Source organism: Lichenicoccus sp. (assembly GCF_965276875.1).
In the GTDB taxonomy this organism is placed as follows: Bacteria; Pseudomonadota; Alphaproteobacteria; order Acetobacterales; family Acetobacteraceae; genus Lichenicoccus.
The window spans coordinates 739,348-753,052 of record NZ_OZ255701.1; the positions used below are offsets into that span (position 1 = coordinate 739,348).

Annotated in this window: 15 protein-coding genes and 4 tRNA genes; 12 read left to right on the forward strand and 7 right to left on the reverse strand. The window is 66.7% G+C overall.

Annotated features, from left to right (window positions below; translation table 11 throughout):
- Window positions 1–130 precede the first annotated feature (130 nt).
- A complete protein-coding gene (locus ACQY4K_RS03715) occupies window positions 131–1,237 on the reverse strand; it encodes an ABC transporter substrate-binding protein (protein WP_428393525.1) in 1,107 nt (368 codons plus the stop codon).
- A gap of 61 nt (window positions 1,238–1,298) precedes the next feature.
- On the opposite strand from ACQY4K_RS03715, the gene ACQY4K_RS03720 reads away from it, so the two are divergent.
- The 9 genes from ACQY4K_RS03720 (at window position 1,299) to ACQY4K_RS03760 (ending at window position 7,666) form a co-directional block, all read left to right on the forward strand.
- Window positions 1,299–1,374: transfer RNA gene (locus ACQY4K_RS03720), tRNA-Asn, on the forward strand.
- 57 nt (window positions 1,375–1,431) lie between these two features.
- A complete protein-coding gene (locus ACQY4K_RS03725; protein WP_428395953.1) occupies window positions 1,432–1,797 on the forward strand; it encodes a tRNA-binding protein in 366 nt (121 codons plus the stop codon).
- Window positions 1,798–2,271 (forward strand): xanthine phosphoribosyltransferase, encoded by a 474-nt coding sequence (gpt, locus tag ACQY4K_RS03730; RefSeq protein WP_428393527.1) that lies wholly within the window; start codon window positions 1,798–1,800, stop codon window positions 2,269–2,271.
- 11 nt (window positions 2,272–2,282) lie between these two features.
- Entirely contained in the window at window positions 2,283–3,200 is a 918-nt protein-coding gene (locus ACQY4K_RS03735) for an N-acetylmuramic acid 6-phosphate etherase (RefSeq protein ID WP_428393528.1), read from the forward strand.
- Between the two features lie 14 nt (window positions 3,201–3,214).
- Window positions 3,215–3,291: transfer RNA gene (locus tag ACQY4K_RS03740), tRNA-Pro, on the forward strand.
- Between the two features lie 22 nt (window positions 3,292–3,313).
- On the forward strand, window positions 3,314–3,619 hold the full coding sequence (locus ACQY4K_RS03745; protein ID WP_428393530.1) for an ETC complex I subunit: 306 nt from the start codon (window positions 3,314–3,316) through the stop codon (window positions 3,617–3,619).
- 51 nt (window positions 3,620–3,670) lie between these two features.
- A tRNA-Arg gene (locus tag ACQY4K_RS03750) sits at window positions 3,671–3,747 on the forward strand.
- A 142-nt stretch (window positions 3,748–3,889) separates the two neighbouring features.
- Window positions 3,890–5,764, forward strand: a complete 1,875-nt coding sequence (locus tag ACQY4K_RS03755; RefSeq protein WP_428393532.1) for a hypothetical protein — start codon at window positions 3,890–3,892, stop codon at window positions 5,762–5,764.
- Between the two features lie 6 nt (window positions 5,765–5,770).
- Window positions 5,771–7,666 (forward strand): hypothetical protein, encoded by a 1,896-nt coding sequence (locus ACQY4K_RS03760; protein WP_428393533.1) that lies wholly within the window; start codon window positions 5,771–5,773, stop codon window positions 7,664–7,666.
- Here ACQY4K_RS03760 and ACQY4K_RS03765 read toward each other — a convergent pair.
- Together ACQY4K_RS03765 and ACQY4K_RS03770 are read right to left on the reverse strand one after the other, a co-directional pair.
- On the reverse strand, window positions 7,663–7,926 hold the full coding sequence (locus tag ACQY4K_RS03765; protein ID WP_428393535.1) for a hypothetical protein: 264 nt from the start codon (window positions 7,924–7,926) through the stop codon (window positions 7,663–7,665). The two genes, ACQY4K_RS03760 and ACQY4K_RS03765, sit on opposite strands and share 4 nt — an antisense overlap.
- An 81-nt stretch (window positions 7,927–8,007) precedes the next feature.
- Window positions 8,008–9,033 carry a GlxA family transcriptional regulator gene (locus ACQY4K_RS03770; RefSeq protein WP_428393537.1) on the reverse strand — a complete coding sequence of 342 codons (1,026 nt, stop codon included), beginning with the start codon at window positions 9,031–9,033 and terminating at the stop codon, window positions 8,008–8,010.
- A 420-nt stretch (window positions 9,034–9,453) separates the two neighbouring features.
- On the opposite strand from ACQY4K_RS03770, the gene ACQY4K_RS03775 reads away from it, so the two are divergent.
- The 3 genes from ACQY4K_RS03775 to ACQY4K_RS03785 all read left to right on the forward strand — a co-directional run bounded on the left by ACQY4K_RS03775 (window position 9,454) and on the right by ACQY4K_RS03785 (window position 11,590).
- Complete coding sequence (locus ACQY4K_RS03775; RefSeq protein ID WP_428393539.1) at window positions 9,454–9,828, forward strand: DUF3817 domain-containing protein; 375 nt, start codon at window positions 9,454–9,456, stop codon at window positions 9,826–9,828.
- Entirely contained in the window at window positions 9,825–10,235 is a 411-nt protein-coding gene (locus ACQY4K_RS03780; RefSeq protein ID WP_428393541.1) for a CopD family protein, read from the forward strand. Before ACQY4K_RS03775 ends, ACQY4K_RS03780 begins: the two co-directional genes overlap by 4 nt.
- 107 nt (window positions 10,236–10,342) lie before the next feature.
- On the forward strand, window positions 10,343–11,590 hold the full coding sequence (locus ACQY4K_RS03785; protein ID WP_428393543.1) for a multidrug effflux MFS transporter: 1,248 nt from the start codon (window positions 10,343–10,345) through the stop codon (window positions 11,588–11,590).
- 30 nt (window positions 11,591–11,620) lie between these two features.
- Here ACQY4K_RS03785 and ACQY4K_RS03790 read toward each other — a convergent pair whose 3' ends face one another.
- From ACQY4K_RS03790 to ACQY4K_RS03805, 4 genes are all read right to left on the reverse strand, one after another.
- The gene (locus tag ACQY4K_RS03790; protein WP_428393545.1) at window positions 11,621–12,133 is read right to left on the reverse strand and encodes a hypothetical protein; all 513 of its coding nucleotides are present in this window, start codon (window positions 12,131–12,133) and stop codon (window positions 11,621–11,623) included.
- Window positions 12,134–12,287: 154 nt separating this feature from the next.
- Window positions 12,288–12,521: a hypothetical protein gene (locus ACQY4K_RS03795; protein WP_428393547.1), complete on the reverse strand. Its 234-nt coding sequence runs from the start codon at window positions 12,519–12,521 to the stop codon at window positions 12,288–12,290.
- A 570-nt stretch (window positions 12,522–13,091) separates the two neighbouring features.
- The gene (locus ACQY4K_RS03800) at window positions 13,092–13,517 is read right to left on the reverse strand and encodes a hypothetical protein (protein WP_428393548.1); all 426 of its coding nucleotides are present in this window, start codon (window positions 13,515–13,517) and stop codon (window positions 13,092–13,094) included.
- Window positions 13,518–13,568: 51 nt separating this feature from the next.
- A tRNA-Ser gene (locus tag ACQY4K_RS03805) sits at window positions 13,569–13,661 on the reverse strand.
- Window positions 13,662–13,705 lie beyond the last annotated feature (44 nt).

The window sequence follows — 13,705 nt, forward strand, 5'->3', positions numbered from 1 at the left end:
AAGGTTCGACGGGAAGGAAGCAGGCACGTCCATTTCAGCAACCACGATCTCAATGCAGCGCGAATATAGCGATCGCACGCTGCCATGGAAGGGTTTGCGTTATCCAACAGCCCAGAAATGTGTTTTTGGCTTAGCCGCTCCTGCCCACGCTTCCCAGCGCCCGCACATTTGCCGTAAACCGCTTCGCCAAACCACTGGAATCACTCGCCTCGGGCGTGAGTCCGAGGAGTTTCAGCTCGTCCATATATTGTGCGATCTGATTGCGTAGATTAGGCCCGACGGGATGCACCGGGCCGCCCTCTGCATGCAGCATGCGGGCGGCCTCCGGCTGTGTCAGGCCATTCTCCTGCGCTGCCAGCAATTGGCTGATCCGTGGCGGATGCCGCGCCGCCCAGACCACTGCCTCCTGCATGGCCTGGCTGATCGCAAGCACGACCCCCGGGCTGTCGCGCAGCATCGCCCCACGCACGCCGAGAACCCGGCTGACGCGAATCGCGTAGCTTCCGGTCTGGCTGCTGGCGAGCTGATCAAAGCCCAGCGACTCGCCGAGCCGCCAGATCGCCGGATCGTGCCCGATGATCGCCTGCACGTGGCCTTGCGCCAGTGCCGCACCGAGTGTTGCCTCGTGAAATACACGCCAGGTGACATCGCGGTCAGGGTGCATGCCCTTGCGACGCATCATGATCGAGAAGAACAGCCGATCCGGGTCGTCGGGATCGGGATTGGCGGTGCCGATCGCATGGCGGTAGAGATCCTCGATGCGGTGCATCGGCGCATGGCGCCGGATCAGCAGACGCGAATTGCCCGCCCGCAGCCCACATACCAAACGCGCATCAAGCCCGTCCTGAAGCGCCGGCAGCCAGGCCAGCACTGGGGCTATCGCGCCGTCGGCCCGGCCGGACCGTATTGCCTCGATCGCGGCGCGGCCGGAGGTCACGCCCGGCGCCATGGCGACAACCATATGATAACGCGCGAAGATGTCCTGGTCGTGAGCTGCGAGCAGTGCCGGGTCATCCTGCGGCGCCGCCGTGGCCAGGGTCAGCGCCTGCATCGCGGAACCTTGCGTGAGCCGCTGCGCTCTCGCGTGCGGTCGGCCCGCTTCGCGCGCGAGAAGGCCGCCCGCGACCGCAAGCCCGAGCAGCGGCATGCCGAGGCGGATCAGCCGGCGGCGTTCGAGCCGGGAGTGCCGCGCCTGTTCGTCCATGATCGTCTCCTCGCGCGCCAAGCTGTCACGCACCGGCCTTCATGCGCCAAGCTTTGCTTTTCCGGTGATGCGTCGCTATACGAACGCGCGCCGATCCCGGATAGCTCAGTTGGTAGAGCAAGCGGCTGTTAACCGCTCGGTCGTAGGTTCGAGTCCTACTCCGGGAGCCATCTCTCCAGATGGCGCTGATGCTTGGCAAAGCCGTCGAAATCCGCAAGATGGCCGCCATGACCAGCACTCCTCCGGCCCCGCTCGCGGACGCGATCGAGATGAACACGTTCGACCAGGTCGATATCCGCGTCGGCACCATCGCCGACGCCAAGCCGTTCCCCGAGGCCCGCACCCCGGCGATCCGGCTATGGATCGATTTCGGAGGGGGCATCGGCGTCAAATGCTCGTCCGCGCAACTCACCCGTCACTACACGCCCGACCAGCTCATCGGCCGGCAGATCTGCGCCGTGATCAACCTGCCACCGCGCCGGATCGGTCCCTTTGTCAGCGAGGTGCTGACCCTGGGCATGCCGGATCCGAGCGGCGCGCCGGTGCTGATCCGCCCCGACCACAAGGTGCCGGATGGCGGCAGGCTGTTCTGAATGGCGGTGACCTACGCCACCGTCACCTGGGATCAACTGCATCGCGACACCAGGTTGCTCGCCGAAACACTGATCCCGCACGGGCCGTTCAAGGGCATCGTCGCGATCACCCGAGGCGGCCTGATCCCGGCCGCGATCATCGCGAGAGAGCTGGATTGCCGGCTGATCGAGACGGTCTGCGTGCTCACCTACGACGAGGAGCAGGCCGGCGCACCGCGGGTGCTCAAGCACCCAAGCGTCGCCGGCGACGGCGAGGGGTTCCTGATCATCGACGACCTGGTGGATTCCGGGGTGACCGCGCAGCTAGTGCGCCAACTGCTGCCGCGTGCCTATTTCGCCTGCCTCTACGCCAAGCCCGCCGGCCGGCCGGCGACGGACAGCTTCGTGGTCGAGGTGCCGCAGGAGACCTGGATCCTGTTCCCCTGGGACACCGCCCCCTTGTTCGTGCCGCCGCTGGCGCACGGCCGGGCATAGCTTTCGCGTCCGTGAGCACCGAACAGGCCAGCGCCCGCTTCGCCGACCTCGACTCCTGGCCGCTGCCAACCCAGATCGCCGCCCTCTATGAAAGCCAGCTCGACGCGCTGGCTGCGATCCGCCCTGCCCTGCCGGCGATCACGCAAGCCGCGTCGGCGGCGACCGCTCGGCTGCGCGAGAGCGACCAGGGCCGGCTGATCTATGCCGGCGCCGGCTCTTCCGCGCGGATCGCAGCACAGGACGGCGCCGAACTCGCCCCGACCTTCGACTGGCCAGAGGCGCGTCTGCTGCTGCTCATCGCCGGCGGGCCGGCCGCCCTGACCCGGGCGATCGAAGGCGCCGAGGACGACACGCAGGCCGCTGGCGAGATGCTGGGCGCGCACGCAATCGGACCACGCGACGTGATGATCGCGCTTGCTGCGAGTGGCGCGACCCCGTTCACCCTCGCCTGCGCGAGCGGCGCGCACGCGGCCGGCGCGCTGACCATCACGATCGCCAACAGTCCGGGCTCGCCGCTGCTGACGCAGTCGTCGCATCCCATCCTGATCGAGACCGGCGCCGAGCCGATCGCCGGCTCCACCCGGCTGAAGGCGGGCACGGCGCAGAAGGTGGTGCTGAACCTGCTCTCGACCGCGATCATGACCGGGCTCGGCCGCGTCTATGCCGGGCGCATGGTGGAGATGCGCGCGTCCAACACCAAGCTGCGCCAGCGTGCGGTGGCGATGGTCTGCACGCTCGCGGGCTGCGCGCCGGCCGCGGCACAGGCCGCCCTCGACGCCTGCGGAATGCGGGTCAAGCCCGCGATCCTGGTGGCGCATGGCCTGGACGCGCCGGCCGCGGTCGCCCTGCTCGCCACCCATCGCGGCGACCTGCGCGCCGCCTTGCTTGCCATGCCCACCTTGCTTGCCATCGACAGGCCGTCCTCATAGGGTCCGCCACGGTCCGGGGCGTGGCGCAGCCTGGTAGCGCGCGTGTTTTGGGTACACGAGGCCGCCGGTTCGAGTCCGGCCGCCCCGACCATCCGACAGGAGGCATACAGCTCATGCGTGCGCGTATCTTCAAGGAGCCCAAGACCTCGATGCAGTCAGGTCAGGCCAACACGCATGATTGGGTGCTCGAATATGGCCAGTCGCTGCCGCGCCGCACCGATCCGCTGATGGGCTGGACCGGCAGCGGCGACATGGAAAGCCAGATCCGCCTGAAGTTCCCAAGCCGCGAAGAAGCGGTCGCCTATGCCGAACGCGAAGCCATCGCCTACGACATCGAGCTGCCGCCGCCGCGCATCCGCAAGGCCAAGGCCTATGCCGACAATTTCCGCTTTGACCGGCTGCAGAACTGGACACACTGACTGTTGCGCGTGGCCGCCCCGCCAACCCCACGCGGTCTGATCAACCTTTGCGCGCCCTTAGCTCAGTTGGATAGAGCAATAGCCTTCTAAGCTATGGGTCACTGGTTCGAGTCCAGTAGGGCGCGCCATTTCCTGCTTTGATGGACCGTCCGCTCACGTCATGTTAGTGCCGTTATTGTAACGGTAGGCGTGAGGAGGCGGAAGCTGGACGTAATCTCGCAAGTTCAGGATGGCCCGCGAACTCGGGATGGGCTGATTGAGCCGGATCCGGTGCATATGGGTGCCGGGGGTTTGTATCTGCGTCTCGGCGGCCGCCTGGTGCCGCTGATGATGGAGGGCCAGATTGTCGCAGGCTTTCTGCCGGGGTGGCGCGCGGCACTGCTGCATACCGGGTTTGCGCCATTGTTCCTGCTTGAGCTGGCGCACGACGATGGGCGCCGCGCCACCTGGTTCCTGGATTGGCGCATGCAGCGGGTCGGCGACGGCATCGACCGGCTTGGTCCGGAGCTGGTCGACCTCCTCCGCCATAAGGCGCTGCCGGTGCTCGGCCGGATGCTCCGCGCGGTCCTGGAGGAGGGCAGCCCGGCCCTTGACGCGGACGCCCGCGCCTTCCTCGAACTCAACGAGACCACCCGCCGGGCAATCGCTTCTGCCTGTCTCGACGGGCTTTTGCGCCGACCGGCGATGCTGCTGGTGGACCACCTGACGGACGCGTCCCTTATTTTCCGCAGCGGCAACGATGGCAGCCTGCATGCGATCGCGCGGGCGCAGCTTGCCGCGGCGTTTGCCGTCGACTGGCAGAGCCGGTTGCCGGAGGCCTTCGGCCGCGGGGCGCTGACCTGGCCGAGCCCGGTCGATGGCGCCGCGTTGCGCGCGCAGGGCTGCCTCTGCCTCGACGATTTCCACTTCGCCTACCGCTTTCACGATGCCGAACACGGCCTGGTGTTCTTCGTGATGATCGCCGAGCACCGCTCCCGGGTCGGCGGCGTCTGGTTTCCGTCGCTCGGGCTGATGGTGGCACCCGAGCAGGAGCGCACCCAGGGGATCGCGCAAATCCAACTGCTGCCGCATCTCGCGCACTGGATCGTCCAGCATGTCTGCGTCTGGGCCGGACTGCTGGTGCCCTATTTTCAGCAAGGGGCCACGCGATTCGCCAGCGTCATGCGTGGCCGTAACGGCGTGCACATTGGCCACCAGCTCTGGAACGAGCTGAGCGGCATCGATCACCTGCTGGGCGCTGCAGCCCCGCTGCCAGCGGAATGGATCGTGCTGGACGCGGTAGATCATACCGAGCTGTATGGGCCGATCGACGTGCTCTACCCGGCCTTGAACGGCCGCGTGCGTCGCGATCTCGCCTCCGTCGGCGCGCTGATCCGCTACACCTACGAGACCGGGACGATGACCCTGCGGGTCGCGCACGAGCATGTCTCGGCCGGCCTGCGCGGACGCATCCTGGGGCGATTGGCTGGCAGCGCCGCGGAACGCGAGGCAGCCCTCCGGTGCGATCGCAGCCGCGGACCGGTGATCCTGCTCGGGCTGCGCGTCGAGAACCGCACTCTGACCGATCTCGCGGGCTTCCTCGAACGATTGGCGGACTTCATCGCGCAGCATTTCGACGACGCCGTGCTCGTGCTGGACGGGCATAACGCGCGCAACGAGGTCGAGGACGGCAGGGTCATCGAAAGCCACGGCGAGTCCCGCGCCGCCCGCAGTCCGATCGAGGTGGAGCGTGAGCTGGTGCGTCGGCTGCGCGCGCGCTTCGAAGGCCGGCGGCTGCATATCGCGGACACCATCGGCCGGCCGATCGCAACGAGCCTGACCTGGGCCGCGCGCTGCGATTGCTTCGTCTCAATCTGGGGGGCGAGTCTGGCGAAATACCGCTGGGTCTGCAACAAGCGGGGTTTCGTGCTCACCAGCCACCACAACCTCGCGCATCGCGGCGACCTGCATATCTACGACGCCCCGCTCTACATGGAAGCGCCGACGCCGCTCGCCTTCGTCGATGCGGAGCTCGTGGTCGACCGGCCGGAGGCGCCGCTTCTGGTCGATGTCGCACCCGGCCAGGCGTCGTTTCGTAATTTCGACGTCGACGAGGCGCGGCTGTTTCCCGCCATCGCCCGGATGATTCAGGCAAGCCGGAGATAGCGCGCCTTGGCGTCGCCCGAAATTGCCCAGTTGGATGGCGTGTGGCATGTCACCGGCACGGACGGCGTGGCCGCGCCGATCCGGCTGGCTGGGCGTCCCGTTGAGGCGTTCATACCCGGCTGGCGGCCTCGGGGAGCGGCCTTGGGGTTCGCGCCCTGGCTGCTGCTCGATCTTGTCCACGACAGCGGCCTTGAGGCCACTTGGATCCTCGATGCGGCGCGGGAGCATCGCACCAGCGTGCTCGCAGCACTCGACGAGGCGGAGCGGGCCGCTATCGCGGACGCCGTTGTGGCGATCGCGGACGCGGTCTGGCGTGACGTGCTGTGCGCGCCAGTGCCACGGCGGCCGGCGGCCCTGGATCGCCTCGATGGGGTCAATCGCACGATGCGCGCCGAGCTGCTGGATCTGGCCCTCAAGCGCCGTCCGATGCCGACGCGCGTGCTGGACCGGCAGGATGCCGCGGGCCTGGTGCTACACCGCGCGGATGGCGGCGGGTTGGCGCTGGAGGGGATTGCCACCAGCCTGTCCGGCAACCTCCAGGACGCCTTCGCCGAGGCGCTCTCCACGGGCAGCATCGCCTGCGCCTCGCCCGTCGACGCCCACCCGCTCGCCGCCCGTGACAGCCTGGTGCTGGGCGAGCACCGAACCGCCTACCGCATCGTCGATCCCCGACATGGGTTGGTGTTCTATGTCGGCGCCACGCATGCGCTGTTCGCCAAGTCCGACCTGTTCATCCCGGAGGCGAACATCGTGGTCCGCCAACATGCCGACGATGCGACCCGGCTCGACGACCTGGCCGCAATTTTCCTGCTGCACGCGCTACAGGAGGCGGACGGTCTGCTCGACTATCTGGGCTCGCCGGCGCGACGCCTCGCCTCCGCCTGCCGCGGCCCGGACGATCTGCATACCGGCCATCACCTCTGGAACGAGCTGACCGGGCTCGACCGGCTGCTGCGGCGCGCCCCGCGCGACCGGCTGCCGGTGGTGATCGTGCCGGACACTGACGAGGGCTCGGAGGTGTTCGCGCCGCTCGAGACGATTTTTCCCGAGTTCAAGGGCCGCATCGACCGGCGGCTGCGCTGGCCGCAGCGGCTGGCCGGCTTCGTCTACGCGCAGGGCTATTGCCTGATCCGCGTCCTCGACGAGCATGTCAGCCGCGGCCTGTCGCTACGGCTGCGCGAGGCCGCCGCGCGCGAGCCGCCCACACTTTACGACAGGGCGCTGGCGGCGCGCATCACCGCCGAACGGACGCCCTGCATCCTGCTCGGCGTCCGCGTCGAAAACCGCACCGCCGTCGATCTCGAGGCGACACTATCCGGCATCATTGCCCATCTCGCGCGCCGGCTCGGCCGCATCGTGATCATCCTCGATGGCCATAATGCCCGAACCGGACATGACCCGGTCTCCAGCTTTGGCAGCTTCGGACAGCTGGCGAGACACGAGCATCCGGTGTTCACCGAACTCAGGCTGGCGCAGGCACTGGCGCGACGCTTCCGGCACTCGGGCGTACAGATCGTCAACCTGTTCGGAGGTGCCATGGCCCGAAGCCTGTTCTGGAGCGAACGCAGCGCCTTCTTCGTGGCCTTTTGGGGGGCGGGGCTGGCGAAATACCGCTGGGCCTGCAACCGCCCGGGGCTGGTGCTCAGCAACCGCTGGAACCTGACGCACCGCGGCGATTTGGATATCTACCACGCACCCCGCTACCAGGAAGCGGGGGCGGCGATCCGCTTCATCGACGCGGACCTGGTCACCGACGATGCGACAGCGCCGGTGCTGTTCGCCCCGGTCGATCCGGTGCCTACTTACAGCAATTTCCACTTGGAGATGACGGGGCTGCAGGTGGCACTCGACGCGATGCTCGCCGCACACCCGTCCACAAGCGGGGCTCCGAGCGCGCGCTAGCCGCAGAGGGGGCTGGCGCGACGGCGGGAGCGCAGGCGAGCCATGACGGCCGAGGCCAGACGCGCCGGAGCGGAATGTCCAGCCCTCGTCCTGGTCTCAACCGGTGCCGGACTCTGATGCATGATGAACAGGCTGCTGCTGTAGGTCGGGGTGTTGCTGGCGATCGAACGCGCGTCGCGCTCGTCCCAGGCATACATGCCCGGCTGCGGGGCGGGGTGCGGCCCAAGGCGCGGCCCCGGAAGTGGGGTAGGCTGCGACATGGTACTAAGGTCTCCTGTGCAGCGTCTTGCGGCACATGGGGAGCATATAGGAATGAAATGTTGCAACACAGCATTTTTGGATCACAGGACCCCGATTAACCGATTTGTCATCACGGACTGCCTCTGACCATCTTTTGCGCGCGAGGCGTTGGCTGTCGCGGCAGGCGCCTCCGGCATACCCAGGGAACGGCGATAGGTCTTCGGGCTGACGCTGACCGTGCGGCGGAAGCAGTCGCGCAGTGCCGCCGCCCCATCGAAGCCGACGGCGGTGGCGATCTCCTCAATGGACAGATGCGTCGTCTCCAGCAGTTCCTGCGCACGCCGCACCCGTGCCGCGATCAGCCATTGCAGCGGCGTGGTGCCGGTCTGCTCACGAAACCGCCGGGCGAAGGTACGCGGGCTGGTCGCGGCCTTACGCGCAAGCCTGTCCACCGAGAGCGGCCGATGGGCGTTTTCGCGCATCCACTCGAGCAGGCTGGCCAGGCTGGCGGCCGAGCCCGGCGCCTCGTGCCGGATGAACTGCGCCTGCCCACCTTCCCGGCCGAGCGGCGCCACCGCCAGACGCGCGGCGTATGCGGCGACGGCGTGACCATGATCGCGGCGCAGCAGGTGAAAGCACATGTCGAGCCCCGCCGACGCTCCGGCCGATGTCACGATCCGACCCTCATCCACGAACAGCACGTCAGGGTCTACGCTCACCGCGGGATACCGCTTCGCCAACAGCTCGGCGGCGAGCCAGTGCGTTGTCGCGCGCCTGCCGTCGAGCAACCCTGCCGCCGCCAGGATGAAGCTGCCGGAGCAGATCGAGGCAACGCGCGCCCCATTCGCGTAGGCGCGACGCAAGACGGTGACGACCGCGTCCGGCACCGGAATTGCGACATTCTCGACCCCCGGCACGATGACGGTGTCGGCGCCGACGAGATCGCTCAGCGTCCCCGGTGCGCGGATGCCGAAGCCGCGGGTTCGCACCTCGGCGGCTTCGCCACAGACCCGCACATCATACTGGTCGTCGGCGTTGGGCAGGCGCACGCACCCGAACACTTCGCACGGGATCGAAAGGTCAAAGGCGATGACGCCATGAAGGGCGAGGACAGCGATTCTATGCATGGCAGGAACACCCATATTGCGCAAATCCTGCCATAGGGCGCCGCAGCCGAACCCTCAACCACAACCAGACCCTTTGGCAGGAAAGCCGCGTTCTTTGTCGTTCCTGCCGCTCACGCGTGGGTGGTCCTCTCCGTCACCATAGGCCTTCGATAGAACAAGGCCTTCTCGGCATGCTCATCCATCCCAGAATGACGTTGCTCGACCTCGTCAGGCGGGGTGCTGGCGCTCGCTCCATGACGTCGGTCTGCGCCGGCTCGTGGCTACGCGGCATGGCGGGGCTACTGGAACTCTTTGACGCGGGTAAGACGTGGCGCAGATGACCCAATTTCTCGTTGCAAACGACCTCACGCACTGTTGGTTACCGGCCACTCCAGGACCGCCGGGCGGGAGCTGACGGCGGCGGCGCTCCGCGCAATGGGCATGCACGAGGAAGCGGGCGAACCCGCCAGGGTGCTTCGGCGTCACGTCCAGCTCGAACGTGCGCAGCTCCGACGGCTGGAGGCGGCGTCACTCGTCGAGGCGACCACGCTCGTCCTGCTCGTCTGCGTCGCCGTCCCGCTCAAGCATCTTTTCGGCATGCCGTTGGCCGTGACCGTCATGGGGCCGGTCCACGGGTTTACGTTCACTGCCTACGTCTGGACGGTTTTCCAGACCGTCGCGGGGGGCGGCTGGCGCAGGTCCGAATGGCTGCGCATGGTGGCCTTGGCATTCATCCCCTTCGCGGGATACACCAACCTGCCGCTGATCAGGCGCAAAACAGAGGCACTTGGCGTGGCCGCGCGGGCTGCGCCATGAGCTCTGATCTCTATACCTGGTTGAAGGCGCTGCATTTGGCCGCCGCGATCGCCTTCGTGGCGGGCGTTCTGGGTGCAGCACTCTTCCTGACCGCGCCGCGGCCGCTCGATGCGAGAGCGGCGCTCGCGATCCATCGTTGGGACCAGAAGGTCACGACACCCGCCATGCTGCTCGTCTGGGCGCTTGGCCTGGCACTCGCATTTGCGGGCGGGTGGTTCCATGCGGGCTGGCTTTTCGCCAAGCTGGTGTTCGTGGTCGTTCTGTCGGGCGTGCACGGAATGCAGTCGGCCGCGCTCCGCCGTCTGGCAGGTGGCGCCGCCGGGACCGCCCCATCGAAATGGTTCGCGCCGCTTATCGTCGGCTGTGCCGTCGCCATCGCCATCCTGGTCGTCGTGAAGCCGATGTGAGATGAGGTGTTCACCCGCGATACGCGCTGGGATGCAGCACCGCCCGGGCATGTGCTACCAGGAGGCCTCGGTCTGTTTCAGCCGGAGACCGCGAAGGCCTGAATACGATGTTGCGACCGCGCACCCTGCCGCCGGACTCCGGTTTCATCATCGTGCTGCTGGCGCTGCTGACCGCGGTCGGGCCGATCTCGACCGACATGTATCTGCCCGCCTTTCCGGCGATGAAGCGGGCGTTGGCGGCGGCTCCGGGGGCCGCCCAGATCACCCTCGCCGCCTGGTTCGTCGGGCTCGCCGTCGGCCAGATCACGCACGGGCCACTGGCCGACCATTACGGCAGGCGCTCGCCGCTGCTGCTCGGCACCGGCCTGTATACGGTCGCCTCGATCGGCTGCGCGATCTCCACCTCGATGACGGAGCTGTCCTGCTGGCGGGTGATCGCGGCGTTCGGCGGCGCCGCCGGCCTGACGGTGCCGCGCGCGGTGATCAGCGACGTGGTGACGAATGGGCTGGACGCGGCCCGCATCGTCGGCAAGCTCGTCCTCGTGGTGGGTGTCGTGCCGATCCTGGCACCCACCGCCGGCGGCCTGATTGCCGAGCATCTGGGATGGCGCGCGATCTTCTGGGTCGCCGCCCTCTACGGGGTGGTCTGCACCTTGCTGATCTGGCGCTACCTCCCCGATACCCTGCCCCCGGAGCGGCACCGGTCGCTGCGCTTCGTGCCGATGCTGGTGCGTTATCGCCGCGTCTGGCGCGACCGGGTGTTCCTGACCCATTCGATGGAGGGCGGCTGCGGCACCTTCAGCCTGTTCGCCTTTCTCGGCGGCGCCCCGCCGGTCTTCCTTGGCGGCATGCATCTGTCCCCCACCCGCTTCGGCGAGGTCTTCATCCTCAATGCGGTCGGCTACATCATCGGCACCCAGGCCAACGCCCGCGTGCAGCGATACGTCCGCGCCAGCCGGCTGCTGAGCGCCTCGGCGATCGGGCTGATTGCTGCGACCGGGGCGATGGTGGCCCTCTCTCTCACCGCGCATCCCGCGGCACTCGCCATCGCCCTGTGCATGATGGGCTGCATGGCGGCACTCGGCTTCATGCTTCCGGGGGCCGCGATCGGCGCGCTGCTCTCGCACCGCCGCGAGGCCGGCAGCGCCTCGGCGCTCTATGGCACCATCGTCTTTCTGGTCGGCGCGATCAGCACCGTGCTGGTCGGCCTCATCGGCGACGATACGCCGCTGCCGATGGCGCTGCTGATGCTGGCCGGCGCCCTCGCCGCCGCCGGCTTTGACCGACTGCGCCCGCGCTTGCGGGCACAATCCGCAGCATCGCATGCCGACGCCATACCGGCCACGCGGCCCTGAGCAAACCGCATCGGACCCCCGATGGTCGGATCAGGTCTCGGGCCGCCCGTTCGTGGAGTGTGTGTCACGGGTCCGACGCTGGTCAATCGCCTGGTAATGTTCCGCAAGCTGCTCCAGCAGAAAGGCCATCTGTGCGGCCACCTTCTTTCTGCCGTTGCCGTCCTTTGGCATCAATCTTTGCGCCATTGCCGAAAACGAGAGCTCGTCGAGCAGCATGAGTCGAAGCCTGACCTCGGCACAAAAGCCAAGCGCGCCTCGCACACCCCGATGCCGCTCGCAGGCGGCGACGCGGGAGAGCATCCCCGCATGGATGTCCGGCGCCTTGCCAGTGCGCTTGGCGTCCGGATCCCTGACCCCCTCGACGCCAAGAACATAATCGCGATACCACCGCTCTGCTGCCGCGACATGGGAGCCGTCGATCTCGCCGGAACGCAGCAGGGCCGCAACCGGGCCGCATAGCCGCTGCGTCCCCTCAAAAACCTCGAAATCGTTGCCTTTCTTGAGTCTCTCCGGGCTGGCGCGGCCGACCGGTTCGCGCGCCACGCTGCAACCGAGGGACATAGGTATCGAAGCCGGCCGCAACGCCGCCCTGCCATCAATCTTCATCATAAATCCCTGTCTGGTGTGCCGGCGCGAGAGGTCCAGGCCGTCGGCACACTGCGAAATCAAAGGGTTGGCACCAGCGGGCGCTTTGGGCCTAGGCGATGCCCACCTTGAACTGAGAGGCATCCTGGCAGATCGCGTTCCACGTGATTGGATGACCGGCCGGCAGCGGCTCGGTTCCGGCGGCCTCGCGCGCCTCGGTGCAGGCGCGTTGCCGCGCTCGTGTCGTCAGCAGCTTGGCGCGACGCTGCGCAAAGCTCCGACTGACACCGAGCCGTGCGGCCGCGGTCCTTATTGTAACACCCTGATAGTCGAGAAGTCGGCTCAATTTTGCGTCTAGATCCCGAGTCCAATTGATTGAACGAGGCATGGTTTTTGAGCATCCCGTCTGTTCTGCCCGCAGGCTTCGACCCAATGCTGTCAAAACGTTAGGCTTGGTACAAGAGGAATCTCTGCCGTAATGACGATAAATTGCCTGGACAGGATTGCCGCCAAAACCCGAACCGCGATCTTAGCATCTGTATTGTATATTTATTTAGATACAAGTCCGCGATACATTGTGTTTCACAAAGACGAAGTTTTCTGCCGGTGAAAAATTCGCTTATACTGCAGTGTGCCAATCTATTGCTCGTCAAGTAACTTCGTTTACATCTTTACCGGGCATGCTGGGGCATTGCTGTGTCACGGGAGCCCTGGATTATCTTGGCTACGGCACGCGCGACCTCGATGGTTCGCCGTGTGTGCGCGGGGACTTGCGCAAAGGCGCCAGCCGCCATGGAGGCCGGCTCCGCATCATAAACCCTCGACAATCGGCCCTGATATTGCATCTTGCCTGATATCAGCTTTAAGTCGGCGCATTCCAGTACGTGCGCCCGGCGCCCAGTACGAGGCACCACGGCTAATTGGCGCGCATCCTTGAACAGGCGGAGGATAGGTCGGCCGCTTGCTCGGAGCCCGAGCAGACGCGTCTCGCGTCAGCCCCGCAGAGCTCGTGTGCGTTTTCATAATCGGACTCCAGAACGTCCAGGGCCAAGGCAAGATCGGGGTCCTTAGCGCGCGTTCGCAGCTGCTTGACCTGGTCTTCGGTCGTATGCATGTCAGTCAGCGCCTGCAGGCAGGTCGCGCCCGCGGCCGCAGGCTGCAGTTTCAAAACACTGATCACTCTATTTAGTTGTTGCCGTGCCAGGTTTCCGGACGTATCCGGCTCGTCCGCGAACGCTGCCGCCGCGAAAACAACGCAAGCCGCACCGATCAGTGTTATACAGGTAGAGCGCACGACAAAGGCCCCGCTATCTGATGATTTCGGCCATCGCCGAACGATCATGCTATGTGGCCTATCGAGTGACAGCCACATACACCATGCGACCCTGGCCGCTGGCGGAGGGGATGGGATTCGAACCCACGTAAGGACTTGACATCCTTAAACGGTTTAGCAAACCGCCGCCTTCAGCCACTCGGCCACCCCTCCGCTGAAGAGCGATCCCATCACGCGGCACGCGAACCTCTCTAGTC